Source organism: Paucidesulfovibrio longus DSM 6739 (genome assembly GCF_000420485.1).
Lineage (GTDB): Bacteria > Desulfobacterota > Desulfovibrionia > Desulfovibrionales > Desulfovibrionaceae > Paucidesulfovibrio > Paucidesulfovibrio longus.
Genome location: NZ_ATVA01000019.1, coordinates 22853 through 47132, shown reverse-complemented (window position 1 = coordinate 47132; position 24280 = coordinate 22853). Strand labels below are relative to the sequence as shown.

The following is a 24280-nucleotide window of genomic DNA, read 5'->3' as shown; positions in this document are numbered from 1 at the left end:
TTCGCTATTATTTCCCCGCCGCCAGCAATTCGGCGCGGGTGAAGATGGCGTCCAGGCTGAGTCCCGCATCGGCAAGGCGTTCGCGTCCGCCTTCCTCGCGGTCCAGCACGCAGAGCACGGAATCGACCTCGTAGCCCGCCTCACGGACCCGCTCCACGGAGGTGAGCAGGGTTCCTCCGGTGGTGACCACGTCTTCCAGAAGGGCGACGCGGCTTCCGGGGGCGAAGTTCTTCATGCCTTCCAGGAACTGATTGGTTCCATGCCCTTTAGACTGCTTTCTTATAATAAAAGCGGGCAGAGGACAATTTTTTTCGTAGGAGAGGACGCTTACGGCGCTGACGAGAGGATCGGCGCCGAGGGTCATGCCGCCCACGCCCGCCACGCCTTTCCCCTGGAGCATTTCCAGGAACAGGGAGCCGATGAGCCATCCGCCTTCGGGGTGCAGGGCGGTCTGCTTGCAGTCGAAGTAGTAATCGCTTTTTCTGCCCGAGGTCAGCGTAACCTCCCCCTCCACGTAGGAGAGGTTCAGGAGCAGGCGCGCAAGGCGCCGCTTCAGGTCGTCCATGACTCAGTCCTCCCGATATACTCGGTCGTATATCACGTTTTCATACCGCAGGTAATAGGAAGGGTCAAAAGTATCGGCGAATTCTTCGGGGGAAAGATGCGCGCGAAGCCCCTCGTCCGCCGCGGCCTCGGTCTGGAACGCCTTGCGCTCTTCCCAGCAGCGCATGGCCACGGCCTGGACCATTTCGTAGGCTTCCTGGCGCTTCAGCCCCTTGTCCAGCAGCTTCATCAGCAGGCGCTGCGAGTAGAACAGGCCGAAGGAGCCCTGGAGGTTGCGGTCCATGTTGTCCGCGTTGACCTTGAGCCGGTCGAGCAGGCCGGTCATGCGGGCGAGGATGTAGTCCATGAGGATGGTCGAATCCGGCATGATCACGCGCTCCACCGAGGAGTGGGAGATGTCGCGCTCGTGCCAGAGCGGCATGTTCTCCATGGAGGCCAGGGCGTTGGTGCGCACCAGCCTGGAGAGGCCGCAGAGGTTCTCGGCGGAGATGGGGTTCTTCTTGTGCGGCATGGCCGAGGAGCCCTTCTGCCCCTTGGAGAAGCCTTCCTCCACTTCCAGCACTTCCGTGCGCTGGAGGTGGCGCAGTTCCGTGCCCAGCCGCTCGATGCCCCCGGCGAGCAGGGCCAGGGCCGTGAAGAAGTGCGCGTGGCGGTCGCGCTGGATGATCTGCGTGGACACGGGATCGACCGCGAGGCCGAGGATGTTCAGGGCGCGTTCTTCCAGCTCCGGGGAGAGGTGGGCGTAGGTGCCGACCGCGCCGGAAATCTTGCCCACGCGGACGCCCTCGCGCGCGGCGTCGAGCCGGGCTTTGTGGCGTTTGAACTCGGCGTAGAAGCCGGTCAGCTTGAGTCCGAAGGTGGTGGGCTCGGCGTGGATGCCGTGGGTCCGGCCCATGCAGAGGCGGCCTTTGTGCTCGTCGGCCATGCGCCGGAGCACGGCCAGGAGCTTGTCCAGATCCTCGGCGATGATCGCGCCCGCGCGGGTCAGCAGCAGCCCGTTGGCCGTGTCCACGATGTCCGAGGAGGTGCAGCCGAGGTGAATCCAGCGCGAGGCCGGTCCGACCTTCTCTTCCACGGCGGTGAGGAAGGCGATGACGTCGTGCTTGGTGCGTTCCTCGATTTCGAGGATGCGGTCCAGCTCGAAGTCCGCCTTCTCGCGGATGATCCGCATGTCCTCGGCGGGGACGACGCCCAGCTCGCACCAGGCTTCGCAGACGGCCAACTCCACTTCCAGCCAGGCCCGGAACTTGTTTTCAAGCGTCCAGAGCGCGGCCATTTCCGGGCGGGAGTAGCGTTCGATCATGGGGAGGCTCCCTATGGATGGGGGTCACGAAAAAAAAGGCAGCCGGGGCTGCCTTGCCGTCTCCTAGGCGGAGGTGTCGATGCCGGCCGTTCCTGGGCTCGCGGCCTTGCCGGGACAGGCGGACGATTTGGCCTCTTCCCGTTTTGCCGCTTTGGTCTCGGCGGGCTTGGCACTATCGCCGTTGCCGTTGCCGTTCCCATTTCCGTTCCCGTTTCCGCCTTCGCCTGCCGAGGCCCCGCTGGGGGTCTTGCCCGCGTAGTCGGTCACGTACCAGCCCGAGCCCTTGAGGACGAACGAGGTGTTGGAAATAAGCCTATGGCACTTGGCGCCGCAGACCTTGCAGTCGAGGTCGAGATCATCGAAGCCCTGCTGCCATTCCTCGAAGATCTGTTTGCAGTCCTCGCACTCGTATTCGTAGATGGGCATAACCATCCTCCTTGGAAATGAAGTAGCTTTCCGCCCCTTGCAGGCGGAGTGGCAGGCTACTTGCCCGCGGCCATGGCCTCGCGGATGCGGGCCTTGATGCGCTCTTCACGGCGCTTGCGGCGGCGGTCAAGTTCCTTCTTGCGTTCATGCTTCTTATGTCTGGCCATTGAAATAATCCTCCTTATGGCGGTGTCAACACGGGTGGTGTTCGGAAGCGAACAGCCATACATTACCCGCATGCGCTTGTCCAGTCCAGTCTCGCTGCTCCGGGGTTGACGCCGGGGCGGATCATGACCATTATCCTCCTTCCTGATAAACGACCAACCATCGAGAGCTGAATGAACCATAACCTGAACCTGAAAAGCATGAACGTGGGCAAGGCCGGCAAGGAAATCCTGCGCATCATGATGTTTGAGCAGTGGGTGCGCTTCTATTTCCTCGTGGACCGCGAGGGCACGCTCTATGTGGATGTGCCTGCCGAGGCCCTCGAACGCATCCAGGAGAAGCAGCCCGACCTCCTGCCCCTGGCCGAAATGATGAACGGGGACGACGTGACCTACGAGAAATGTCAGGCCACGGTCTGCGCCTTCGCCAGCTCGCGGCTGGACGGACAGAAGTTCGCCCCGGACATTTTGCCCAAGGCCTTCGATTCCAAGGATTTCAAGGTGGATCTCTACATGTTCCAGCTCTGGAACCGGGGCCACGAGAAATATCTGGACGAGCGCTTCCACGACTTCGAGGAGTGGGAGGAGATGTTCTCGGAGTGGAGCAAGCTGGAAGAGGTCCAGCAATACCGCGAAAAGCTGGTGCTCGGCGGCCAGCAAAACACGGCCGAGCCGGACACCCTGCAATAGCTCCGGACAGGCCTCCTGTTCTTTTCTTCCGCCATTTCCGGCCGGGGCTTTCGGGCTCCGGCCTTTTTCTTCTTCGTTTCGGTGCGCAGCGCCGCGCAAACTTTGCCCTCCCTGTTCGTCCGCTCCCCGTCCCTTTTTCGCAGGAGCCGGAAAAAACGCGCAATTCCGGGCTGTTCATTGCGCTGCCCATGTGGCACGCGGGTTGCTTTCTCCTTGCGTCTTCTCCCCCGACCATGCGGAACGGGCAGCGGGGGGCGACGACGGCGAGGATGCATGATTCATCACGCGTTACACTCTCACTTCGCCGCGAGGCCCGCCCATCGGGGGCGGGCCTCATCCGTTTCCGCGCGCAGGCGCATTGCGGGCTGCGGCGTCTGGACCGGAACGCGGCTTCGGTGTACCCTCGCGCCCATCGTCGCCCCGCCGCCGAGGCGGCCAACCCCGTTCCCGGAGAGGCCTTGCTCGCACGCATCAGAAAACGCATCCGCATGGGCATCACGGCCCGCCTGCTGCTTTGGTGTCTGGTCCTGATCGCCATCTTCTACGCCACCACCGCCTACCTGCTTTCCGGCATCGACGTGATCGTGGCCGAGTCCGCGGAAATCGTGCACACCAACCATGAAATCGGCGTGGCCGTGCAGCGCATGCTCCAGCAGCTCTCCAAGCTGGAGGACGACCGCAAGCGCTACGAAATACTCCAGGACGACGCCTACATGGAAGCTGTGGTCCAGGATCTTTCCGAACTCGGCGATATGCTCGAGGAAACCCTGGCCGCGCACCCGGAATACCAGGACGACCTGGAACTCTTGACCCGCGAGTACACCATCACCCTGAAAAAGGGCGCGGACCCCGTGCGCCTGCTCATGCCGGACCAGACCGTGGCCGCCTGGATGCAGCGGCTGCGGGAGATTCGCGACGAGAACCAGCAGGCCATGGAGCGGCGGCTCGGCGCGCTCAACGAGGCGGCCTCCCGCGCCTCGCGCCGGGGGCTGATGGGGCTGGGGCTGATCATCGCGCTGGGGCTTTCGGGGTCGCTGCTTTTCGCCTTCGGCCTGAACCGCTCCCTGCGCAGCATCCGCACGGCCCTGCGCGAGTTCGGCCGCACGGGCCGGGCCACCTCCGTGGACGTGCGCAGCCGCGACGAGCTGGGCGAGCTGGCCCAGGCCCTGGACCGGCTCACGGCGCGGCTGGAGCGCGAGGAACAGATGCGCGCGGACTTCATCTCCATGCTCAGCCACGAAATCCGCACGCCCCTGACCAGCATCCGGGAGTCCGTGGACCTGGTGGGCGAAGGGGCCTTCGGCGACGTGGACCCCAGGCAGAAGAAGTTTTTGGACATCGCGGCCCGCGAGGCCGAGCGCCTCTCGGACCTTCTGGAGCGGCTGATGCGCGTTTCCCGGCTGGAGGCCGGGCGCATGGAGGTCTGCCCCGCCGAGGAGGATCCCGCCCTGCTGGCGCGAACCGCGCTGGAGCGGGTCCGCCCGGCGGCCGAGGCCAAGGGCGTGACCCTGTCGGGCGGACCGTACGACCCGGGCGGCTGGGGGGTGGTCTGGGCCGACGCCGGGCAGGTCGGGCAGGTGCTGGTCAACCTCCTCGGCAATGCGGTCAAGTTTTCCCCGCGCGGAGGGGAGGTGGCCCTCGAACTGGAGCGAGCCGACGAAGGCGCGGTCTTCACGGTCCTGGACCAGGGACCGGGCGTGGCCGAGGCCGAGCGGGAGCTGGTCTTCCAGAAGTGGTATCGCGGCGCGGCCGGAACAGTGGAAGGCGCGGGCCTGGGGCTGTATATCTCCCGGAGCATCGTGGAAGCGCACGGCGGGCGCATGTGGGTCGAGGGCAGACCGGACGGGCCGGGCAGCGCGTTCCGCTTCCTGCTTCCGGCGCGCGGCGGGCAATAGGCCCCTGAAGGGGCGAACGAAAACGGAAAGCGAGACATGGCCGAAAAACGTATGATTCTTGTGGTGGACGATGATCCGGGCATCCTCGACGTGGTCGAGGCCCGGCTGGCTTCCGCCGGTCTGGCCACGCTCGCGGCCAGGAGCGCGGAAGAGGCTCTGGAACTGCTTGCGGAGCGGCCCGTGGACCTCGTCGTCTCGGACATGAAGATGCCCGGCATGGGCGGCGAGGGGCTGCTGGCCGCGGTGCGCGACAAGTGGCCCCAGGTGCCCGTGATCCTGCTCACGGCCTACGGCACCATTCCGGACGCCGTGGCCCTGATCCGTTCGGGGGCCGCAGACTACCTGACCAAGCCCTTCGACGGCAAGGAGCTGCTGCGCCGCGTCAAGGAGCTGCTCCCGGCCCAGGCTCCTGCCGGCCGGGACGGCTGCGCCGAGATCCGCGAGGTGCTTTGGGGCGGAAAAAGCCCGGCCATGCAGCGGTTCCAGCAGCTGCTCGAGCGCGTCGCGCGCACCGAGGTGGGCGTGCTCGTGGTCGGCGAGTCCGGCACGGGCAAGGAACTGGTGGCCCGGCTGCTGCACCGGCTTTCCCCGCGCTCGGACGGCCCGTTCGTGGTCGTGGACTGCGGCTCCACCCCGCCCAGCCTGTTGGAGAGCGAGCTTTTCGGCCATGTCAAAGGCTCCTTCACCCACGCCATCAAGGACAAGAAGGGCCTCATCAGCGAGGCGGACAAGGGCACGCTTTTCCTGGACGAGATCGGCAACGTCTCCGCCGAGATGCAGACCCGGCTGCTGCGCTTTCTTCAGGAGGGCACCATCCGCCGCGTGGGCGACACGCGCGACGTCAAGGTTTCCTGCCGCGTGGTGGCGGCCACCAACGCGGACCTGCGCGAGATGGTCCGGCGGGGCGAGTTCCGCGAAGACCTCTATTACCGGATCAAGGTCGTGACCCTGGTGGTGCCGCCCCTGCGCGAGCGCCGGGAAGACATCCCCCTGCTGGCGGAGCGCTTTCTGGCCAGGGCCTGCGAGGAGCAGGGAGTCGAGCCGCTGCGCCTCGCGCCCGAAGCTCTGGAGCTGCTGCGTTCCCATTCCTGGCCGGGCAACGTGCGCGAACTGCGCCACGCCGTGGAAGCGGGCGCTGTCTTCGCCACGGACGGGGTGGTGCGGCCCTCGGACCTGCAACTGGAGGAATCCTGCTCCGCGCAGACGGCTGGCGGCGCTGGGGCCGCACCGGGAAGCGAGGCGCTCTCCCTGGAGGAAAACGAGCGCGAGACCATCCTCCGGGCCTTGAAGCACACGCGCTGGAACAAGACCGCAGCCGCGGACCTGCTCGGCATCAGCCGCCGGGCAATCCATTATAAGATCAATAAATACGGATTCGTGGAGCCGGACGGCGAGTGAGTCCCGCCCGCCCGGAAATCGAGCGGCCCGCCTCCGTGTCCGGAAGCGGGCCGCTGGCGTTTCAGGCTTGGTGGAAGGCTACTTCTTGCTGTGGCAGTCGTTGCACTTCTTCGGGCCCTTGAAGTCCGGGTTGTCCTTGAGATTGGCCGTGTGGCAGCCGACGCAGCTCATCTTGGCGTCCTTGCTGTGGAAGGCCGAATCGTAGGACGTGGGCTCGCGCTTCATCTCGCGGCTGGTGTCGCTGTGGCAGCCCTCGACCCGGCAGCCGGTGATTTCGGCCTTGCCGTCCCACTTGTGGTGGCAGGTCGCGCAGCCTCCGGCGACGCCGAGGTGCTTGTCCGTGTGCATGAACATGATCGGCGCATACTTGTTGCCGTCGTCCGGGTACTTCATTTCCACGGGGTCCTTGGGCGCTTCGGGTGCGGCCAGGGCCGCGCTCGCGGCCAGCAGACAGAACAGGGCCGTCAGCACGAAAACGGGCACGATGATCCTTCTCATGACTATCCTCCTCTTCGTTGGATGAGAACGGAATCCAAGTTCATCCCGTACCCCATCCAGCAGGGTGTTGAAAAGGGGAAAGCAACCCTCGTGCCATCTTCGCGCAGGCCGCCCTTGTTCGCTATTTTGGGTTTAAGCGCAAGCCATGCGTACGTTTTCTGCGCAGTGTCCGGCCGGGATTTGCGCCCAAGGCCCGAAAGTTTATAACACGCCCCACTGCTTCAGACGGCCGTAGGCGTATTGCGCGTGGTCGCCCTGGTTCACCTTCTGCAGAAAGCCGTAATACAGCTCGGCGGCCTTGCGCTTCTGCCCCGCGCCTTCCATGGAAAGCCCCTCGAGGAACAGCAGCTGCGGGTTGCCCGGCAGCACCTGGTCGTAGCGGGCGAAGGCCTGGTAGGCCGCGTCGTACTTCTCGTTCATCAGCCGGGCCACGCCCAGGGAGTGGTAGGCCCTGGCTTCCTGCGGATAGACCTCGCTGGCGCGCTCGGCGTAGTATTCGGCCTTGCGGGGCCTGTCCAGGGCGGTCTGGCAGTCGGCCATCATCAGCAGGCCTGCGTAGTCGTGCGGCGCTTCGTTCAGGGCCTTGCCGTAGAGGCCTTCGGCCTTGTCCGGCTCCTTCTTGGCCATCAGCTCCATGCCCTTCTGCATCTCCTCGATGGGCTCGCGCATGCGGCGCAGCCGGGCGGTGTGGTCCATGAAGCGATCCCGGTTCAGCGGCAATCCGAGGTAGTCCTTGTATTTGTTGTTGGCGGCGGCCACGGCGGTCTCGTACCGCTCCTGGCTCATGGGGTGGGAGGCGAACATCTGTTCCAGCAGGGTGGGCTGGCTCTTGCTCTTGTTCACCAGGATCTGCTGGAGGCCGATCATGCCTTCGGGGCTCAGTCCCCCCCGCGAGGAGTATTCCATGCCCAGGTCGTCGGCCTGGCGTTCGTCCTCCCGGCTGTAGTAGGCCAGGAGCGCGCCCGTGCTCAGGCTGCCGAGGCCGGCGATGAGCGGCTGCCAGCCGCTGCCAGCCTGGGACGTGGCGTAGGCCGTGGCCCCGGCCATGACCGCGGAGAGCAGGATGCCCTTGCTCATGCGCGAAGCCGTGTGCCGGGCGTTGACGTGGCCGGTTTCGTGGCCGAGCAGGGCGGCCAGTTCAGCCTCGTTCTGCAGCTCCAGGAGAATGCCGCGCGTGGCCGCGATGGACCCGCCGGGAAAAGCGTAGGCGTTGACGTAGGTGGCGTTCACCGTGCGGTAGGAATAGGGCATGTTGGGTCGGTGGCTGACCCTGGCCAGCTTCTGGCCCACGGAGTCCACGTAGTTGTTCAGCGCCGCGTCCTGGACCGGACCGTAGTCCGCGGAAAACTGGTGGGGCGAGTGCTGCTGGTCAAGGGCCACTTCCTGCTGCTCGGACATGAGCATCAGCTGGCTCTGGCCCGTGACGGGGTTCACGGCGCAGCCGCCGAGAAGCGGGGCCATGATCGCCCCGGCGGTGACGGTGGAGGCCAGCCGCAGGAATTCGCGCCTGCCGATGCCTCTGCGTTCCAGGTCTTTTCGGAATTGTCCGGCCATGTTCGGTCCTCCTGGCGGTTCGCGTGCGCGCCCGTGATTTCTGATTTCTTAACAATTATTATGCCAGGGGAGAAACCTGTCAATACGCGCGTTCCGATGCGCCCGCATTCCCGCGTGCGTTTCGCTGCGCGGTTCCGGGGGAAACGAAAAGGGCGGCCCGGATTCCGGGCCGCCCTTGGGTCGGTCATTGTTTCGGGCGTCTAGAAGAGGCCCTTGACCGCGCCTCCGATGTCCTCGAGGGGCGTGGTCTTCTTCTCGGCGGGCTGATCCGTTCCGCCGCTCTCGCTCTTGGAGCCGCCGGTGACGGCATCGAGCAGCGCGCCCGGAGCGGAGAGCACCCCGTTGGCGCCGTCGCCCACGATGTTCAGCGCGCCCTTGGCGATCATCTCGGCCCACTTCACGGGGTCGGGCCAGAAGTGCAGGTTGTCGAAGTTGCCCTTGATGCGGATGGGAATGCCGATGCCGACGTAGTCGGCCTTGTCGCCGCGGCCCTGCCCCTCGGTGGAGGCCAGGATGGCCCCGACCACGAGGTAGTTGATGGAGTTTTCGGGCAGGCTGACCTCGCCCGCGCCGTCCGCCTGGAGAAAGGGCGACTTGAAGAGCAGGTCGCGGTTGTCCACCAGCCCGTTGACGATGGTGGCCGAGCCCTGGACCAGCCCGAACTGGGTCCGGGCGTCTTCCTGGGTCTGGATTTCGCCGTCGGCCTTGGCCTGGAGGCTCTTGTAGGCCTTGGTCATCACCCCGGCGAGGTCCACGCCGGGAAACACGCCGTCGTGGATGTCGAAGCGCAGGTTGCCGTTGAGGGTCTGCTTGAGTTCGTCCACGGTGTTGCCGCGCACGGTCAGGGCGGCCTCGGCGTTGGTCTTGCCGCTCAGGGATTCCTTGCCCTGGAGCGCTTCCAGCAGCGGGCCGATGGCCAGCCCGTTGAGGTCGGCGTTGAAGCCGTAGTTCGGCACCGTGCCGCGCACGTCCATGGATATGGCGGACTTGAGGTCGCCCTCGTAGAAGGTGAACGAGGCCGGTTCGATCTTGAGCAGACCGTCGCGCGCCGTGATCAGCACGAGGAGGTTGGTGATCTCCGCCGGGGAAGCCTTGAGCCGCCCGATCTTGATCTGGCCGTCGAGCCGCAGCTTGCGCAGCTGCTCCTGCACGGATTCCGGCAGCAGGGGCTGGTTCGCGGAGGCGGGGTCGGCGCTCTGCGTCTCGGCGGGCTGCGCCTGCTCGTCCTTCTTGGGCGCGCGGTAGGGGTCGAGATCAAGGGACGCGGCCTGGACCTTGAATCCGTAGCTGGGCACGTTGCCCGCGATCATGGACGCCTCGGCGGTGATCTCCTGGCCGTCCAGGTTCAGGACGACGTTGCGCGCCGTGGCCGCGGCCGGGCCGTAGTCGAAGTCGAGCGCTAGACTGACGTTGGTCAGAGCCGTGGGGTCGGTGGTTTCCGGCGGGGTCTGGCCCAGGGCGGTCAGGAGCTTCTTGACGTCGAAGGGCTTGACCGTGAGGCTGCCCTTGGCCTTGGGGCCGGTCTTCAGCTCGGAGGCGGCCACGTCCGCGGCCACGTCCACGCCGTAGGCCGTCACGGTCAGTCCCTCGGTGGTCACGAGCTGCTTGCCCATGTCCGCGAGCACGCTGACGGCCTTGGCCGTGACGTCGGTCTTGCCGCCGGGAACCACGTCGCCTTCGGCGCTCACCGTGGCGTCGAGGTCGCGGAGTTCATAAATCTGCTTGTCCAGGTCCAGGGCGGCCACGGCCTTGACCCGCACGACCGCCTTGACCTGCGGCTCGCTGCTCGCGAGTCCCAGGGCCGCTTCCATGTCGAAGGGCTCGCCCGGCGAGACTTCGCCGAGGGTCAGGTTCAGCCCGTCCAGGGAGAAGCGCTTGTTCGCCTGGAGATCGTTGAAGACGATGTTCGCGTCGTTCACGCTCAGTCCGCCGATGGAAAGATCGAGCTTGCCGCCGGAACCGTCCGCAGCGCCCTGCGCCGACTCCTGCTGCTCCGGCTTGTTCCCGCCGATGGCTTCCCAGTTGGCCGCGCCGTCCTTGCGGCGGAGCAGGTTCACGGTCAGGCCCTGCACGTCGATCTGTCCGGCCTTGATCGAGCCGGAAAGAAGCGGAAGCACCTGGAGGCTCACCGAGGAGCTGTTCAGGCTGACGAAGGGCTCGTCGCCGAATCCGGGGGGATTGCCGAGGCGGACGGCCCCGGTGTCCACTCCGAGCCAGGGGAAGACGCGCAGGGAGAGGTCGCCCTCGATGGTCAGCTCCATGCCCGTGGCCTCCTGCACGGTCCGGGCGATGCGGTCCTTGTAGTCGTTGGGATCGACGAAAAGCGCCACGAGGATCATGGCGGCCACGAGCAGCGCGGCCAGTCCTCCGACGATGATGAGCAGCCATTTGATTGTCTTGGTCATGGTATCAGGCTCCCGTTCTTCTGGGTTCTTCACAAGCTTGCCGCGACGAGCGGGCACATTTCAATGCATAGCACAAGAGCCGCCCGCAGGGAACGGCCCACGACAAGAAAAGGAGGTCGGCGGGAGGTCAGCGGAGACAGGCGCGGGACCGGAGGGACGCGGCCGATCCGCCGGACAGCGGAGCGGCGTCGCGGCACGAATCCGCGCAGATCTTGTCGCAGCATTTCAGTTCGCCGCAATCCGCGTCGTTGATGCAGGGCGCGCCCGGCCATTCCGCCAGGAGAGCGGCTCCGGCTTCCAGGCCCGATTTCTGCAAATGGATCGAAAGGCCAGCATGTTTTTCCGGATGCGCGGTTGCCTCTCCCGAAGGGGAAGCGGCCATGGCCGGCAGAGCCGGACAAAACAGCAGGGCGGCGAGGATGGGGAAAAGCATTCGGCGCATGCGTTGTCTCCTTGGCTTGGGCTGGGAATGAGCCGCAAGGTACGTTGCTGATGCGGCAGCGTCAATGAGATGCTTTTATTCTGCGCACGCATGGAGTACAAGAGTATATGGGTATGAATTTGAAGTCCGCATCGCATGGAGCTGCGTTCCGATATGGCTGGACTGGATTCTGAGAAGCGTATCGCTGCGCTGGAAGAAGAGCGCGACCTTCTCCGGGCGCGCGTCCTGACGCTTGAGAGCAGGCTTTGGGCCGATGCCTGCGCCGATGCCTGCGCCGATGCCGGCGCCGAGGCCGAAGGGCTGGGCGCCGTGCGGGACGCGCTGCGCGAGCGCGACGAGGCCTTGCGGGCGGTACTCGACGCCACGGCCGACTCGATCATGCTCCTGGACCCCACAGGCAAGATCCTGACCATCAATGCCACGGGCGCGGCCCGTTTGGGGCGCGGCGTCGAAGATCTGCTGGGCCGGAGCTGCTTCGTTTTTTTCCCCGAAGAGATCGTCGAGGGGCGGCGCAAAGCCTTTGAGCAGGCCCTGGAGACCAGAAGCCTCGTTGTGCTGCGCGACGAGCGCCAGGGCATGCACCTGGAAAACCATCTCTATCCCGTGCCTGATCCGAGCGGGCGGGTGCGGCGCGTGGCCGTGTATTCCAAGGACGTGACCGAATGGGTGGAGGCGGACCGGGCCGGACAGCGGCTGCGCCAGCGCGTGGAGGGCTACCGCCGGAACCTGGAGGCGATTTTCACCAGCCTGCCCGAAGGGCTGCTCATCGTGGCCCCGGACATGACCGTGCTGGAGGCCAACAGCGCCTTCGAACGCATCAGCGGTTCCCGCCGCAGCGGTCTTCTGGGGAGCCCTTTGCGGGGCGAGCCCGGTTCCTGCCTGGAAGGCTGCCTGAAGATGCTCCGGCGCACCGTGGAAACCGGGCGGCCCGTGCGCGAATATCGTTTCGAGTGTCTGGACGAGCGCCGCGACGACAAGGTCGTGGTCGTCAACACGGCCTTGCTGGAGGGCAGCGGCGACGGCTTCAATGGAGCCGTGCTGATCCTGCGCGACGTTTCCAGGCTGGCCCGGCTGGAGAGCGAGCTGGCCCGCAAACACCGCTTTCACGACTTCGTGGGCCAATCAAGGCCCATGCTCGAGGTCTTCGCCCTTCTGGAACGCCTTTCCGACCTGGACAGCACCGTGCTGCTCCTGGGCGAGTCGGGCACGGGAAAGGAGCTGGCCGCGGAAGCCCTGCATCGGCACGGGCCGCGGGCGGGCGGTCCGCTGGTCAAGGTCAACTGCGCCGCGCTCACGGACGACCTGCTCGAGAGCGAGCTGTTCGGCCATGTCCAGGGCGCGTTCACCGGAGCCATCCGCGACCGGGTGGGACGGTTTCAGGCAGCCGAAGGCGGAACCATCTTTCTGGACGAGATCGGCGACGTGTCCGTGCGCACCCAGCTCAAGCTGCTGCGTTTTCTGGAAAGCCGCGAATATGAGCGCGTGGGCGAATCCGTGACGCGCACGGCGAACGTGCGCGTGGTCGCGGCGACCAACGCGGACTTGGGCGCCAAGGTCCGCCGGGGCCTTTTCCGCGAAGATCTCTACTATCGGCTCAAGGTCATGGTCGTGCAACTGCCGCCCCTGCGTCGGCGCAGCGAGGACATCCCCCTGCTGGCCAACCACTTCGCGGAGCTTTTCCGCACGCGGATGAACAAGGACATCGCCGGGGTTTCTCCGGAGGCCCTGGACCTGCTCATGAGCCAGACCTGGCCCGGAAACGTGCGCGAGTTGCGCCACGCCGTGGAGCACGCCTGCATCCTTTGCCGGGGCGGCCCGCTGCGGCCGGAGCACTTCCCGCAGGAAATCCGGGGAAGCGTTCGGGGAGCCGGAGGCCGTCGGCGTCCGCAAAGCCTGGACCGCGAGGAACTGGTCGCGGCCCTGGAGTCGACGCGTTGGAATCGGACCCGCGCCGCCAAATTGCTGGGCATCAGCCGCAGCAGCCTCTACCGGCGGCTGGAAGAACTGGGATTTCCTTGATGTACATTTGAGACAAAATGTCCCATGACACATTGTCTCATGGGACAGTTAAAGTGATTTTGCGCGGCAGGTCGTCGAGGGGGCAACCTGCCGGAATAATTTGCCGAAGTTTTGAGCTGATGAAAGTGGCACAGGGATTGCCTGTCTGCGCAGAGAGGAAAGCGATGCTCTTCGACATTCATCCTGACGACGTGAAGGCCCACCTGAAGCCCGGAAAGAGGGTTTTGGTCGCCTGCGTGCATCGGGACGAGGAATACGAGGAGCACCGGCGCGAGGTGGAGAACGTCGCACGGGCCTTCGAGGACAGGCTCTCGGCGCTCTGGACCGAGCCCAGGCTCTCGCCGGGGTTCATGAAGGTCTTCGCCATCCACGGCACGCCAACGTATCTGCTGCTGGACGACGAGGGAGGCGAGCTTGACCGCCTTGAGGGCCGGGCCGACTCCCGATTGCTCAGACGCTTTATCAGCTCCGGGGACTTGCGGCGGAACGCTTTCACCACGGGAGATGGAAAATGACGCGCTGGAAAGATTTGCGGCTCAGCAGAAAATTCGGGGTCGGGTTCGGGCTTGTGCTCGGCCTGCTCTCCCTGCTTGCCGTCTGGGCCGTCGTCGGCATCGGGGGGATCGTCGGGAACGCGGAAGAGGTCATCGACGGCAACAAGCTGCGCGGCGATTTCGTGCAGCGCATCGTGGACCACCTCAAGTGGTCCGAGCAGGTCAGCGCCCTGCTCACCGATGCCAAGGTCACGAAGCTGACCGTGGAAACCGATCCGCACAAATGCGCCTTCGGCAAGTGGTATTACGGCGAAGGCCGCGCCCTTGCGGAAAAGCTCGTGCCGGAGATCAAGCCGCTCATGGCCCGCATCGAGGAGCCGCACAAGCACCTGCACGAGAGCGCCGTTGAGATCGCCGAGAATTTCGTGATCGTCGATCCTGGGCTTGCCAAGTTCTTCTACGCCAAGCAGGTGGACCATCTGCTCTGGACCAACTCCGTCATGGACGCCATCGTCGAGCACAAGAGCAGCGCAGGCGTGCAGGAGGATCCGAAGCTCTGCGGGCTCGGCAAGTGGCTCTATTCCGAGGGGGTCGCCCGGATGCAGCGGGACGATCCGGAATTCGCCAAGCACCTCGCCCCCATTTTCGAGCCGCACATCAAGCTGCACGAGTCCGTGCACGAGGTCGACAAGCTCCTGGCCGCGGGCGACTTCGCCGGGGCCATGCGCGTCTATTACGGCACGACCGAGCATTACGCCCACGAGACGCTGGGCGTGCTCGACGAGCTGATCGCTTGGCACGACGGCAAGACCGCCCAGCTCGACGAGGCCAAGAAGATCTACGTTGAGAAGACCATGCCCGCCCTGAACCAGGTGCAGGAGCTGCTCACGCAGACGCGCAAGGTCGTGGCCGAGAACATCATGACCGACGACGAGATGCTGGCCAGCGCATCCTCCACCCGTTCCATGATCGTGGTGGTGGGCTGCGCGGCCCTGCTGCTGGGCGTGCTGCTGGCCTGGGTCATCGCCAGGGGCATCGTGGCTCCGATCCGCAAGGGCGTGGCTTTTGCCGAGGTGGTCAGCAACGGCGACCTCACGGCCGAGGTGGACGTGGACCAGAAGGACGAGGTCGGCGTTCTGGCCGGGGCGCTGCGGAGTATGGTCGGGCAGCTGCGCCGGGTCGTGGCCGAGGTGAACATGGCCACCCAGAACGTGGCCTCCGGCAGCCAGGAGCTTTCCGCGACGGCCCAGGCTCTTTCCCAGGGAGCCACGGAATCAGCCGCCTCGGTGGAAGAGGTTTCGGCGTCCATGCAGCAGATGGGCGACAACATCCGCCAGAACGCGGACAACGCGGTGCAGACCGAAAGCATTGCCAACAGCGCGGCAGGCAAGGCCGCGGAAAGCGGTGAAGCCGTGGTCGAGGCGGTGCGGGCCATGAAGAACATCGCGGAAAAGATTTCCATCATCGAGGAGATCGCCCGCCAGACCAACCTGCTGGCCTTGAACGCGGCCATCGAAGCCGCTCGGGCAGGCGAGCACGGCAAGGGCTTCGCCGTGGTGGCCGCCGAGGTCCGCAAGCTGGCCGAGCGCAGCGGGCAGGCCGCAGGGGAGATCGGGGAGCTTTCCGCCAGCTCCACCAAGGTCGCCGAGCGCGCAGGAGGCATGCTCCGCGAACTGGTGCCGGAGATTCGCAAGACCGCGGACCTCGTGCAGGAGATCGCCGCGGCCAGCAAGGAACAAAATGCTGGCGTGGACCAGATCGCCCGGGCCGTGAACCAGATGGAGCAGGTCGTGCAGCAGAACGCCTCCGCCGCCGAGGAAATGGCTTCCACTTCCGAGGAACTGGCCGGACAGGCAGAGCAGCTTCAGCAGACCATGGAGTTTTTCAAGTCGGAAAAGGGCGGCGGGGAAAGGCGCGCCCTGGTCGCGCGGACCAAGCCCGCCGGACGCCTGGAAGCGGGCCGCACGGACCCGGAGCGGGACGACGAGGAATTCGAGAGGTATTGATTGAACGAGAGGGCGCACTTTCCGGCCTTTCGCGGTGTCGGGGGAGGGACCACATCGGCCCGGCTCCGCGGAAGGACCGGAGCCGGTTCATCGTCATGAGGGGCACGAGTGACGATGAACCGGCCAAAAAAAAGCGGCCAGGCATTTGCCTGGCCGCTTCCTTTTTCCGGAGAGGATCCGGGTCGGCTACTCCTGAACCTCGCGGATTTCCGCAAGGCCGGGGGCGAGCGAGCGAATGTGGATCTGGCGTTGCAGTTCCACTTCGCGAAGATTCTTGGACACAAAGAGCGTGGTTTCAACGTCGTTGACGATGATCACGAGCTTGTAGGTCGTTTCTTTTTGGGTCATGGCAGCCTCCTTGAGTGCCGGGAAGCATAGTCCGGCGGCATCCCAGGGTCAAGACTCAAGCGTCGGTGGGTTCCAGTTTTGCAAAATCAGGACCGGGCCGACGGACAAGTCGCGTCGGCCCGGTCAGGCTACTGCCCGCTTGGCGCGGGAGTTTTAGTCTTCTTCTTCGACCTTTTCGGCGATGGAGCACTCGGTGGTCAGGAGCAGGCCCGCCACGGAAGCGGCGTTCTGCAGGGCGATGCGCACGACCTTCTTGGGGTCGATGATGCCCGTCTTGACCAGATCCTCGTACTCGCCGGTGGCGGCGTTGAATCCGAAGCTGTCCTTGCCCGCGCGGACCTTCTCCACGACCAGGGAACCCTCGAATCCGGCGTTGGCCGAGATCTGGCGGAGGGGCTCCTCGATGGCGCGGCGGATGATGCTCACGCCCGCAAGCTCGTCGTCGTCGGCGGGCTTGAGGCCGGACAGGGCCGGGATGCAGCGCACCAGGGCGCAGCCGCCGCCGGGCACGATGCCCTCGTCCGCAGCGGCGCGGGTGGCGTGCAGCGCGTCGTCCACGCGGTCGCGCTTTTCCTTCATCTCGACTTCGGTGGGCGCGCCCACGTTGATCACGGCAACGCCGCCCATGAGCTTGGCAAGGCGCTCCTGGAGCTTTTCCTTGTCGTAGCTGGAGGTGCTCTCCGCGATCTCGGCCTCCAGGGCCTCGCAGCGCTGCTTGATGGCCGCCGGGTCGCCGATGCCGTCCACGATGGTGGTGTTGTCCTTGGTCACGGTGATCTTCTTGGCCGAGCCCAGATCCTCGATGGTCAGCTTCTCCAGGCTGATGCCCAGATCGTCCGTGGCCACCTGGGCGCCGGTGAGCACCGCGATGTCCTGGAGCATGGCCTTGCGGCGGTCGCCGAAGCCGGGCGCCTTGACGGCGCAGATCTTCAGGCTGCCGCGCAGGCGGTTGACCACCAGGGTGGCCAGGGCCTCGCCCGCGATGTCCTCGGCGATGATCAGCAGGGGGCGCTGGGTCTTCACGACCTGTTCCAGCACGGGCAGAATCTCGCGCAGGTTGCCGATCTTCTTGTCCGTGAGCAGGACGTAGGGCTCTTCCATCTCGCAGGCCATCTTGTCGGTGTTGGTCGCGAAGTAGGGGGAGACGTAGCCCCGGTCGAACTGCATGCCCTCGACCACGTCCAGGGTGGTCTCCATGGACTTGGCCTCTTCCACGGTGATCACGCCGTCGCGGCCGATCTTGTCCATGGCCTGGGCCAGGATGTCGCCGATGGTGGCGTCGTTGTTGGCGGAGATGGTGCCGATCTGGGCGATCTCGGAGGTGCTCTTCACGGGCTTGGCGATCTTGGCCAGGTGCTCGACCACCGCGTCCACGGCCTTGTCGATGCCGCGCTTGACCGCGATGGGGTTGCGTCCGGCCGTGATCAGCCCCAGGCCCTGGTTGAAGATGGCCTGGGCCAGGACCGTGGCGGTGGTGGTGCCGTCGCCCGCGATGTCGTTGGTCTTGGAAGCCACTTCCTTGACCATCTGCGCGCCCATGTTCTCGAATTTGTCGGTCAGGTCGATTTCCTTGGCGACCGTGACGCCGTCCTTGGTGATCACGGGCTTCCAGCCCTTGTCCAGGATGACGTTGCGGCCTTTGGGTCCGAGCGTGACCTTGACGGCGTTGGCCAGGGCGTCCACGCCGCTTTTCAGCCCGAGGCGGGCTTTTTCCTGAAAATTAATGGTCTTGGCAGTCATGTGTTCTATCCTTGCTGGGAGGGAGTTACTCGACGATGGCGAGAATGTCGTCCTGGCGCATCATCACCAGTTCTTCGCCATCCACCTTGAACTCGGTTCCGGCATACTTGGCGAACAGAACGGTTTCGCCTTCCTTGACGGTCATCTTGATCTCGCCCTTGCCGGGACCGACGGCAAGCACGGTACCGCGCTGGGGCCGCTCCTTGGCGGCATCGGGGATGATGATGCCCGAGGCGGTGCGTTCCTCGGACTCGACGCGCTTGATCAAAACGTTGTCGTTCAGGGGTTTCAGCTTCATCTCGGTCTCTCCTTAAAGGTTCACGGGGATGTATTGATGGCGGAACGGGCGGCTTCGCGCGCCGCCGCGCATGTGCGCTCGTGGGACAATAAGCAGCGGACTTGGCAAGTCAAGGGCATGACCCCGCATTTCCCGCATTCGGGTGGCGGGCGTCCGCGTGCTTCGCGCGGCCTCGCGGGTTCTGGACCGCCAACGGGCGATTGCGTATTCTGGGGGCATGCTGGTCATGAAATGCGCGGCCTGCCGCAAGAAGCTCATCCGCTATCGGAAAATAGGCCAGGGCGAGGTGCACCGCTGCCACAAGGAACGCATCGAGCGCTATTACGGCGCCGAGGCGCGGGAAGACGGGCTGTATTGCGCCTGCGGGCGGCGCGTGGGCATGGACCGTGGAACGTATTACACGATGGTCCGCAAGGCCGTGACCTCTTCCGGGGAGAAGCTCAACAAGTAGCGGCGAAGGCGGAGCCGCACGGACTCCGCCTCAGGGATAGGGATCAGCGGGTGGCGCGCAGCGGCGCGGGAATGCGCCGCGCTCCCACGTAGTGGCTGCGCCAGTAGTCGTCCGAGAGGCTGCTCTCGCGCACGCGCTGGCCCGACTTGGGGCTGTGCACGAAGACGCCGCGCCCGGCGTAGATGCCCACATGGAACCCGCTGCCCCGGGCGATCTTGAAGAAAACCAGATCGCCGGGCATCAGCTCGCTTCGGCCCACGGGCGTTCCGGTCCTGATCTGCTCCCAGCTCGGACGGGGCACGCGAACTCCGTGCCGGGCGTAGACCCAATAGACCAGCCCGGAGCAGTCGAAGCCCTCGTTCGGCGAATCGCCGCCCCAGCGGTAGGGCGTGCCGATGGTCGAGAGCGCGGTGTCCACCACGCTGTAGCCTGCGCCGTTGTAGCCGGGAGCGCTCTGGCGGCCGGGCGTTCCGTAGGACGCGCCCGGCGGGATGCGGGCCTTGCCCATGTCCATGACCGAGCAGGCGTTCAGGGCCAGCAGCGCCAGACAGAGCAGGCTCAGGCGGATGACGTTTTCCCTCAGGGGAAGGCGGGTCCGGGCTTGTCGTATCCGGCAAAGCATCTCGTCCTCCTTGCGGCGCGCACTCGCTGCGCGATCAGCGGTCCGTATAGACGTGCAGGAAGCTCTTGACCGCGGTCACGCCCGGAACCTGTCCGGCGATGGCCTGCGCCCGGTCGATCTCCTGCTGCGAGCCCACGAGACCGAGCAGCACGGCCTGGCACTGGACGATCTTGGTGTCCACGTTGGTGCCGTTGACGCTCTCGTCCTCCAGCAGATCCTTGTCCAGTTCCGCGGCGATGCGCAGCTGGTCCGAGGTGCCGCAGTTGGCGACCTCCTGCTTGGGCAGCAGGTAGGTGGTCACGGAGCGCACGCCTTCCACGTCGCGGGCCAGGCGGATGGCCCTGTTGCGCTGGGTGTCGCTCTCGTACTCGCCGACGAGATAGACCCGGCCCAGGTAGGTGAAGGCCTTGTAGTCCATGTAGTTGACGTCCTTGTCCGCAAGCAGTTCCTTGTCGATCAGGAAGGTGATCTGCTCGTCGTCGTAGATCTGGCCGAGGCTGCGTTCGTCCATGGCGGCCTTGTAGACGGTGCAGCCGGCGAGCGAGGCCAGGGCCGCGACGAGGAAAAGAAATTTGGCGATGGTGCGCATGGGCGACTCCCTCTAGTTCTGTTGTGTGTAGACCTTGAGATAGGAAACGACGTTGTCCACGCCTTGGACCTTGGCGGCAACGGCCTTGGCCTGGGCGATTTCGGCCTTATCGGCCACGAGGCCGAGCAGCACGATGGTCCGGCACTGAAGGGCCTTCACGTCCACGTTGTATCCGTGCACGATGTCGTCGGCAACCAGCCGCGCGCCCACTTCCTGGGCCAGGGCGAGATTGGCGAGGTCGCTGCAATCCTCGCGCTCGGACCGGGGCCGGGCGTAGACCGTGACCCCACGCACTCCCTCGACCTTGGCGGCGATGCGCTTGGCCGCTTCCAGCTGCGCGGTGTTCAGGTATTCGCCCACGAGGTAGACCTGCCCATCGTAGGCCGAGGCGGAAAGGTCCGTCATGCCCACCGCTTCGTTGTCCGCGAAGCGGGCCAGAATCTCCGTGGAAATGGCCTTGTCTCCGGCGAGAACGCTGGTTTCGCGGGGGTCGGAGGCGTATTTGTATCCGGACGTGTAGGGATTGCAGCCCGCAAGGACGGCGAGAGAGAGCAGGCAGAGCAGGCGGAGCGGAGCGGAGAGCGTGCGGGGCATGTTCGGGGATTCCTCCAAAAGGGTGAATGGGGTGCGCACGGAGGGCGCAGTATCTCGCAATCACGGACCGCGCGCAATGAGCTTCCGGACCTTTTTGGAGGAACGGATACGGCGCGGCGGACGGACCGGGCGGCCTCAGCGCGCCGCGGAAGGGTCCGGTTGCCTATCTGCCGGAAAAGTATGCAGGATATGTTCCGGGACCGCGTAGCGGCCCTGCCAGGGGGGCGGCAGGCGCAGCTCCAGACCCGGCAGGACGAGTTGGAAGGCGTGCAGATACATCGCTGAATTCGATATGTTTTTCTTGGCGTTCCGACCGTCCTGAAGACCGTATTTCCGGTCGCCCACGATGGGATGGCCGCGCTCGGCGAGCTGCACGCGGATCTGGTGGGTGCGGCCCGTGAGCAGGGTCACGGCCAAAAGGCTGACGCCCTTTTCCCCGCAGTCCGCATCCGGCAGGAGCAGGGGCCGAACCCTGGCCAGGGCGACCTTGCCGCTCCCGGCGGTGACGCGCTCCTCTCCGGGGGCGCCGCTTTTTTCCAGACGGTCTTCCAGGGTGATTTCCCCGGCGTGGGGCCAGCGCCCGCGCACCCAGGCCAGGTAGGTCTTGCGCAGTCCGCCGGAGGCGATCAGGTCGTTCAGCTCGCGCAGTTTGTTGTAGGTCTTGGCGGCCAGGAGCAGGCCGGAGGTGTCGCGGTCCAGGCGGTGGGCCAGGGTGGGGGCGAAGTCGCTGCCCGCGTGGCGGGCGGCCAGCCGAGCGGCCACGGAATCGTCGTGGCCCGTGCCGCCGTGGGCGGGCAGTCCCGCGGGCTTGGCCAGCACCACGAGGTCGTCGTCCTCGTGGACAACGCGCAGCCCAGGGGCGGGCTTGCGGCTCCCTGTCCGGCTCCCGGCGTCCAGCGCGTCCGGCTTTCTGTCCTTTCCGCGCTCCTGTCCCTCCGGGGCCGGGGCGTCGTAGGGGGGAATGCGCACGAGCTGCCCCTCGGCGATGCGGTCGAAGGGCTTTTTGCGCCCGCCGTCCACGCGCACCTGCCCGGTGCGGATCCATTTCTGGATGGCCGAGCGCGGCACAGCGCCCCGAAGGCGGCGCTCCAGGTATTGCAGCAGCTTCTGGCCGTCCTCGGCGCGGCTCACGGTCAGGGTGGTCACGCCGGGCATGGCGCTTCCTTTCCGGTGCCGGGCGCGGCGGCGGCTCGGTTCGGGCGATGTCGTTCGGGCATGGCGCATGGTCGCCGAGGTCGGGGGCCTTCGTCAACGCCAAAGGCGTCCCTGCGTTTCGCGCGGCAGGCAAAAGCAGGGGGAGCCGAAGCTCCCCCCTTGTTGGAATGTCGCGCTAGCCGCGCAGCTGTTTGGCGATCTCTTCGGCCACCTTCAGTCCGGAGAGGAGCATGCCCCCGAAGATGGGGCCCATGCGGTAGGAGCCGTAGGTGGCGTTGGCGGCCATGCCCGCGACCCACATGCCGGGGAAGACCTCGCGGGTGTTGTCCACCGTGGTGGTCTCGGCGCGCTCGGCCCACATGGACTGCTCGCCCTCGATGCCGCCGGAGGGCGTGTTCAGGCGCACGTCGTTCTTGCGCACCAGGGTCTTGAGCACTTCGGTGGCGTGGCCCGTGGCCTCGATCAGGCACTTGGAGCCGAGCACCACGGGGTCGATGTGCAGCCCGGCCATTTCCACGGGCGAGGAGTTGATGACCAGTCCGGTCACGCGCTTGCCGCCCGCTTCCTCGCGGATGCAGACGTCTTCCACCGTGGTGCAGTTGAAGACCTTGGCCCCGGCCACGCAGGCGCGGGAGGCCAGGGTGGTGGTGCAGGTCACGGCGTCGGCCGTGTAGTAGCCGTCGCGGTAGAGTTCCACGGGCACGCCCGCCTCTTCGAGGATGTGGCGGCTTTCCTCCTGGACCACGACCATGTTCCAGGTCATGCCGCCGCCCCACATGCCGCCGCCGAGGGACAGCTTGCGCTCGAACAGGCCCACGTTGAAGCCTTCGGAAGCCAGCTTCCAGGCGGCGGTCAGGCCGGAAGGGCCGCCGCCCACGATGGCCACGTCCAGGTCCAGGCAGGACTTGAACTTGGCGAAGTAGCGGTCCGCGATGGCCTCGGTGATGACGCGTTCGTCCAGGGGTTTGGGTTGATTCGGGTTCATGAGCGTCCTCCTTAAGCGAGATAAGGTTGGCTCCGCCGGTGCGGAGCAAGACGCCGATGGGGGTACGCAAAAAAGGGCGCGAAACGTTCGCGCCCCAGCGTTCTGACAAAGAGGGAGATGGATGAGGGGCCAATGGCCCCCTTTGGAATCCGAGTTCCCTTCGCCAGTGTGAACTGGAGCAGGTTCGATGGGTGTGCTCTCAGCCCCGCAGATGAGCGGGACACCCCAACCGGACAGGGGCGGTCTATCAGGGGGCGGGTGGGGAGGCAAGCGTTTTTTTGCGGGGTGCGGAACCCTTGTGCGGCGGGCCTTGCGGCCCGCCATGCACCATGCCGGGCTACATCAGGCCGGGCAGGTAGAGCACCAGGGCGGGGAAGATCATCAGCAGGGCGACCACGACCGCATAGCAGGCCAGGAAGTAGCTCACCCCGGCGAAAACATGCCGCATGGGCACGTCCTGGGCCATGGAGGCCACGATGAAGGTGTTCACGCCCACGGGCGGGGTGATGGCTCCCATGGTCGTGACCACGGTGATGAGCACGCCGAACCAGATCAGGTCGTAGCCCATGGCCTGGACCACGGGTTGGAAGATGGGGATGGTCACCAGGAGCAGGGCCAGGGCGTCCATGACCATGCCGCCCACGGCGTAGATCAGGCAGATGAGCACGATCACGGTCCAGGCGGGCACGGGCAGGGAGGTCACGAAGGCGGCGATTTCCGTGGGCAGCCGGGCGATGGTCAGGAACTTGGCGAAGATCACCGCGCCCATCATGATCACCAGGATCATGCAGGATATCTTGATGGTGTCGCTGAGGGCCTGGATGAACTTGCTCACGGTCATCTTGCCTGTGGCCACGGCGAGCAGGAGCGCCAGGGCCGAGCCTGCCGCGCCCACTTCCGTGGGCGAGAAGAGCCCGGCGAAGAGCCCGCCCATGACCAGGCCGAAGAGCACGATCATTTCCAGGGAGCCGGGCAGGGAACGCAGCTTGTCCAGGAAGGAGGTGCGCGGTCCGGCCGGGCCCCAGGCGGGGTGGCGCAGGCAGAGCGCCCAGACCGTTCCCAGAAAGAGCGCCAGGAGCAAAATGCCCGGCACCATGCCGCCCCAGAAGAGCTTGCCGATGCTCTCGCCGACCTGCAAGCCGTAGATGATCAGCACCACGGACGGGGGGATGACCACGCCCAGGGTGGACCCGGCGGCCACCACGCCCGTGGAGAGCACCGGGCTGTAGCCGTATTTCTTCATTTCCGGCAGGGCCACGGAGCTCATGGTCGCGGCCGTGGCCGTGTTCGAGCCGCAGATGGCGGCGAACCCGCCGCAGGCCAGCACCGTGGCCATGGCCATGCCGCCCCGGATCTGTCCCATCCAGACGTAGGCGGTCTTGTAGAGCCGCTCGTTGACCCCGGAGTAGAAGCAGATCTGGCCCATGAGGATGAACAGGGGGATCACGGTCAGCCCGTAGCTGGAGAAGGTGTCCCAGACCACGGTGCCGAGCATGGCGCGGGCCGCGTTCATGTTCAGGATCAGGGCGTAGCCCGCGAAGCCGAGCACGCCCATGGCGAAGCCCACGGGAATGCGGAAGAGAAAGATGACGGCCAGGAGCAGGACGATGCCTGCGAGGCCGATGCTGGTCGGATCCATG

General features: G+C 65.8%; 23 protein-coding genes and 1 riboswitch. Of the genes, 7 read left to right on the top strand and 16 right to left on the bottom strand.

The genetic code is table 11. From position 1 onward, the window contains the following. Window positions 1-7: 7 nt before the first annotated feature. From pyrE to G452_RS0116795, 3 genes are all read right to left on the bottom strand, one after another. On the bottom strand, window positions 8-565 hold the full coding sequence (gene pyrE / locus G452_RS0116805) for an orotate phosphoribosyltransferase (protein WP_022663433.1): 558 nt from the start codon (window positions 563-565) through the stop codon (window positions 8-10). A 3-nt stretch (window positions 566-568) separates the two neighbouring features. After that, window positions 569-1867, bottom strand: coding sequence for an adenylosuccinate lyase (gene purB, locus G452_RS0116800; protein WP_022663432.1), 1299 nt, complete (start codon window positions 1865-1867; stop codon window positions 569-571). Window positions 1868-1930: 63 nt separating this feature from the next. Then, window positions 1931-2293, bottom strand: a complete 363-nt coding sequence (locus G452_RS0116795; RefSeq protein WP_022663431.1) for an FmdB family zinc ribbon protein — start codon at window positions 2291-2293, stop codon at window positions 1931-1933. 338 nt (window positions 2294-2631) lie between these two features. On the opposite strand from G452_RS0116795, the gene G452_RS21705 reads away from it, so the two are divergent. From G452_RS21705 to G452_RS0116775, 3 genes are all read left to right on the top strand, one after another. Beyond that, window positions 2632-3147, top strand: a complete 516-nt coding sequence (locus tag G452_RS21705; protein WP_022663429.1) for a hypothetical protein — start codon at window positions 2632-2634, stop codon at window positions 3145-3147. A 458-nt stretch (window positions 3148-3605) separates the two neighbouring features. Then, on the top strand, window positions 3606-5042 hold the full coding sequence (locus G452_RS21245) for a HAMP domain-containing sensor histidine kinase (RefSeq protein WP_022663428.1): 1437 nt from the start codon (window positions 3606-3608) through the stop codon (window positions 5040-5042). Window positions 5043-5078: 36 nt separating this feature from the next. After that, window positions 5079-6440 carry a sigma-54-dependent transcriptional regulator gene (locus G452_RS0116775; protein ID WP_022663427.1) on the top strand — a complete coding sequence of 454 codons (1362 nt, stop codon included), beginning with the start codon at window positions 5079-5081 and terminating at the stop codon, window positions 6438-6440. A gap of 78 nt (window positions 6441-6518) precedes the next feature. Here the strand turns inward: G452_RS0116775 and G452_RS0116770 are convergent, their stop codons facing one another. The 4 genes from G452_RS0116770 to G452_RS0116755 form a co-directional block, all read right to left on the bottom strand. Continuing rightward, window positions 6519-6938: a cytochrome c3 family protein gene (locus G452_RS0116770; protein ID WP_022663426.1), complete on the bottom strand. Its 420-nt coding sequence runs from the start codon at window positions 6936-6938 to the stop codon at window positions 6519-6521. Window positions 6939-7139: 201 nt separating this feature from the next. After that, window positions 7140-8492, bottom strand: a complete 1353-nt coding sequence (locus tag G452_RS0116765) for a M48 family metalloprotease (RefSeq protein WP_022663425.1) — start codon at window positions 8490-8492, stop codon at window positions 7140-7142. Between the two features lie 200 nt (window positions 8493-8692). Then, window positions 8693-10897, bottom strand: a complete 2205-nt coding sequence (locus G452_RS0116760; protein ID WP_022663424.1) for an AsmA family protein — start codon at window positions 10895-10897, stop codon at window positions 8693-8695. A gap of 127 nt (window positions 10898-11024) precedes the next feature. Then, on the bottom strand, window positions 11025-11339 hold the full coding sequence (locus tag G452_RS0116755) for a hypothetical protein (protein ID WP_022663423.1): 315 nt from the start codon (window positions 11337-11339) through the stop codon (window positions 11025-11027). 153 nt (window positions 11340-11492) lie between these two features. Here G452_RS0116755 and G452_RS20160 point away from each other — a divergent pair, with 153 nt between their 5' ends. From G452_RS20160 to G452_RS0116740, 3 genes are all read left to right on the top strand, one after another. Beyond that, window positions 11493-13358 carry a sigma 54-interacting transcriptional regulator gene (locus G452_RS20160; RefSeq protein ID WP_162141321.1) on the top strand — a complete coding sequence of 622 codons (1866 nt, stop codon included), beginning with the start codon at window positions 11493-11495 and terminating at the stop codon, window positions 13356-13358. A 164-nt stretch (window positions 13359-13522) separates the two neighbouring features. Beyond that, entirely contained in the window at window positions 13523-13873 is a 351-nt protein-coding gene (locus G452_RS0116745; protein WP_022663422.1) for a hypothetical protein, read from the top strand. Continuing rightward, the gene (locus tag G452_RS0116740; RefSeq protein ID WP_022663421.1) at window positions 13870-15858 is read left to right on the top strand and encodes a methyl-accepting chemotaxis protein; all 1989 of its coding nucleotides are present in this window, start codon (window positions 13870-13872) and stop codon (window positions 15856-15858) included. Before G452_RS0116745 ends, G452_RS0116740 begins: the two co-directional genes overlap by 4 nt. A 186-nt stretch (window positions 15859-16044) precedes the next feature. Here the strand turns inward: G452_RS0116740 and G452_RS21615 are convergent, their stop codons facing one another. The 3 genes from G452_RS21615 to G452_RS0116725 form a co-directional block, all read right to left on the bottom strand. Then, window positions 16045-16206 (bottom strand): hypothetical protein, encoded by a 162-nt coding sequence (locus G452_RS21615; RefSeq protein ID WP_022663420.1) that lies wholly within the window; start codon window positions 16204-16206, stop codon window positions 16045-16047. Window positions 16207-16359: 153 nt separating this feature from the next. Continuing rightward, complete coding sequence (groL, locus tag G452_RS20155) at window positions 16360-17946, bottom strand: chaperonin GroEL (RefSeq protein WP_022663419.1); 1587 nt, start codon at window positions 17944-17946, stop codon at window positions 16360-16362. A gap of 25 nt (window positions 17947-17971) precedes the next feature. Beyond that, window positions 17972-18244 (bottom strand): co-chaperone GroES, encoded by a 273-nt coding sequence (locus tag G452_RS0116725; RefSeq protein ID WP_022663418.1) that lies wholly within the window; start codon window positions 18242-18244, stop codon window positions 17972-17974. A 217-nt stretch (window positions 18245-18461) separates the two neighbouring features. Here G452_RS0116725 and G452_RS0116720 point away from each other — a divergent pair, with 217 nt between their 5' ends. Continuing rightward, the gene (locus G452_RS0116720; RefSeq protein WP_022663417.1) at window positions 18462-18695 is read left to right on the top strand and encodes a hypothetical protein; all 234 of its coding nucleotides are present in this window, start codon (window positions 18462-18464) and stop codon (window positions 18693-18695) included. A 43-nt stretch (window positions 18696-18738) separates the two neighbouring features. Here G452_RS0116720 and G452_RS0116715 read toward each other — a convergent pair whose 3' ends face one another. The 6 genes from G452_RS0116715 to G452_RS0116690 all read right to left on the bottom strand — a co-directional run bounded on the left by G452_RS0116715 (window position 18739) and on the right by G452_RS0116690 (window position 24279). Then, window positions 18739-19317 (bottom strand): C40 family peptidase, encoded by a 579-nt coding sequence (locus G452_RS0116715; RefSeq protein ID WP_022663416.1) that lies wholly within the window; start codon window positions 19315-19317, stop codon window positions 18739-18741. Between the two features lie 34 nt (window positions 19318-19351). Further along, a complete protein-coding gene (locus G452_RS0116710) occupies window positions 19352-19906 on the bottom strand; it encodes a BON domain-containing protein (protein ID WP_022663415.1) in 555 nt (184 codons plus the stop codon). Window positions 19907-19918: 12 nt separating this feature from the next. After that, the gene (locus tag G452_RS0116705) at window positions 19919-20500 is read right to left on the bottom strand and encodes a BON domain-containing protein (protein ID WP_022663414.1); all 582 of its coding nucleotides are present in this window, start codon (window positions 20498-20500) and stop codon (window positions 19919-19921) included. Window positions 20501-20635: 135 nt separating this feature from the next. Further along, the gene (locus tag G452_RS20150) at window positions 20636-21655 is read right to left on the bottom strand and encodes an RluA family pseudouridine synthase (RefSeq protein ID WP_022663413.1); all 1020 of its coding nucleotides are present in this window, start codon (window positions 21653-21655) and stop codon (window positions 20636-20638) included. 175 nt (window positions 21656-21830) lie between these two features. Continuing rightward, the gene (locus G452_RS0116695) at window positions 21831-22640 is read right to left on the bottom strand and encodes a sulfide-dependent adenosine diphosphate thiazole synthase (RefSeq protein ID WP_022663412.1); all 810 of its coding nucleotides are present in this window, start codon (window positions 22638-22640) and stop codon (window positions 21831-21833) included. A gap of 138 nt (window positions 22641-22778) precedes the next feature. Then, a riboswitch (TPP riboswitch) is annotated at window positions 22779-22878 on the bottom strand. A gap of 99 nt (window positions 22879-22977) precedes the next feature. Continuing rightward, a complete protein-coding gene (locus G452_RS0116690) occupies window positions 22978-24279 on the bottom strand; it encodes a TRAP transporter large permease (protein ID WP_022663411.1) in 1302 nt (433 codons plus the stop codon). Between the last annotated feature and the right edge of the window lies 1 nt (window position 24280).

What these genes read in the sequence shown, in the direction of transcription:
- pyrE (WP_022663433.1), bottom strand. Translation starts at nt 565, where the DNA reads ATGGACGACCTGAAGCGGCGCCTTGCGCGCCTGCTCCTGAACCTCTCC.
- purB (WP_022663432.1), bottom strand. Translation starts at nt 1,867, where the DNA reads ATGATCGAACGCTACTCCCGCCCGGAAATGGCCGCGCTCTGGACGCTT.
- G452_RS0116795 (WP_022663431.1), bottom strand. Translation starts at nt 2,293, where the DNA reads ATGCCCATCTACGAATACGAGTGCGAGGACTGCAAACAGATCTTCGAG.
- G452_RS21705 (WP_022663429.1), top strand. Translation starts at nt 2,632, where the DNA reads ATGAACCATAACCTGAACCTGAAAAGCATGAACGTGGGCAAGGCCGGC.
- G452_RS0116775 (WP_022663427.1), top strand. Translation starts at nt 5,079, where the DNA reads ATGGCCGAAAAACGTATGATTCTTGTGGTGGACGATGATCCGGGCATC.
- G452_RS0116770 (WP_022663426.1), bottom strand. Translation starts at nt 6,938, where the DNA reads ATGAGAAGGATCATCGTGCCCGTTTTCGTGCTGACGGCCCTGTTCTGT.
- G452_RS0116765 (WP_022663425.1), bottom strand. Translation starts at nt 8,492, where the DNA reads ATGGCCGGACAATTCCGAAAAGACCTGGAACGCAGAGGCATCGGCAGG.
- G452_RS0116760 (WP_022663424.1), bottom strand. Translation starts at nt 10,897, where the DNA reads ATGACCAAGACAATCAAATGGCTGCTCATCATCGTCGGAGGACTGGCC.
- G452_RS0116755 (WP_022663423.1), bottom strand. Translation starts at nt 11,339, where the DNA reads ATGCGCCGAATGCTTTTCCCCATCCTCGCCGCCCTGCTGTTTTGTCCG.
- G452_RS20160 (WP_162141321.1), top strand. Translation starts at nt 11,493, where the DNA reads ATGGCTGGACTGGATTCTGAGAAGCGTATCGCTGCGCTGGAAGAAGAG.
- G452_RS0116745 (WP_022663422.1), top strand. Translation starts at nt 13,523, where the DNA reads ATGCTCTTCGACATTCATCCTGACGACGTGAAGGCCCACCTGAAGCCC.
- G452_RS0116740 (WP_022663421.1), top strand. Translation starts at nt 13,870, where the DNA reads ATGACGCGCTGGAAAGATTTGCGGCTCAGCAGAAAATTCGGGGTCGGG.
- G452_RS21615 (WP_022663420.1), bottom strand. Translation starts at nt 16,206, where the DNA reads ATGACCCAAAAAGAAACGACCTACAAGCTCGTGATCATCGTCAACGAC.
- groL (WP_022663419.1), bottom strand. Translation starts at nt 17,946, where the DNA reads ATGACTGCCAAGACCATTAATTTTCAGGAAAAAGCCCGCCTCGGGCTG.
- G452_RS0116725 (WP_022663418.1), bottom strand. Translation starts at nt 18,244, where the DNA reads ATGAAGCTGAAACCCCTGAACGACAACGTTTTGATCAAGCGCGTCGAG.
- G452_RS0116720 (WP_022663417.1), top strand. Translation starts at nt 18,462, where the DNA reads ATGCTGGTCATGAAATGCGCGGCCTGCCGCAAGAAGCTCATCCGCTAT.
- G452_RS0116715 (WP_022663416.1), bottom strand. Translation starts at nt 19,317, where the DNA reads ATGCTTTGCCGGATACGACAAGCCCGGACCCGCCTTCCCCTGAGGGAA.
- G452_RS0116710 (WP_022663415.1), bottom strand. Translation starts at nt 19,906, where the DNA reads ATGCGCACCATCGCCAAATTTCTTTTCCTCGTCGCGGCCCTGGCCTCG.
- G452_RS0116705 (WP_022663414.1), bottom strand. Translation starts at nt 20,500, where the DNA reads ATGCCCCGCACGCTCTCCGCTCCGCTCCGCCTGCTCTGCCTGCTCTCT.
- G452_RS20150 (WP_022663413.1), bottom strand. Translation starts at nt 21,655, where the DNA reads ATGCCCGGCGTGACCACCCTGACCGTGAGCCGCGCCGAGGACGGCCAG.
- G452_RS0116695 (WP_022663412.1), bottom strand. Translation starts at nt 22,640, where the DNA reads ATGAACCCGAATCAACCCAAACCCCTGGACGAACGCGTCATCACCGAG.
- G452_RS0116690 (WP_022663411.1), bottom strand. Translation starts at nt 24,279, where the DNA reads ATGGATCCGACCAGCATCGGCCTCGCAGGCATCGTCCTGCTCCTGGCC.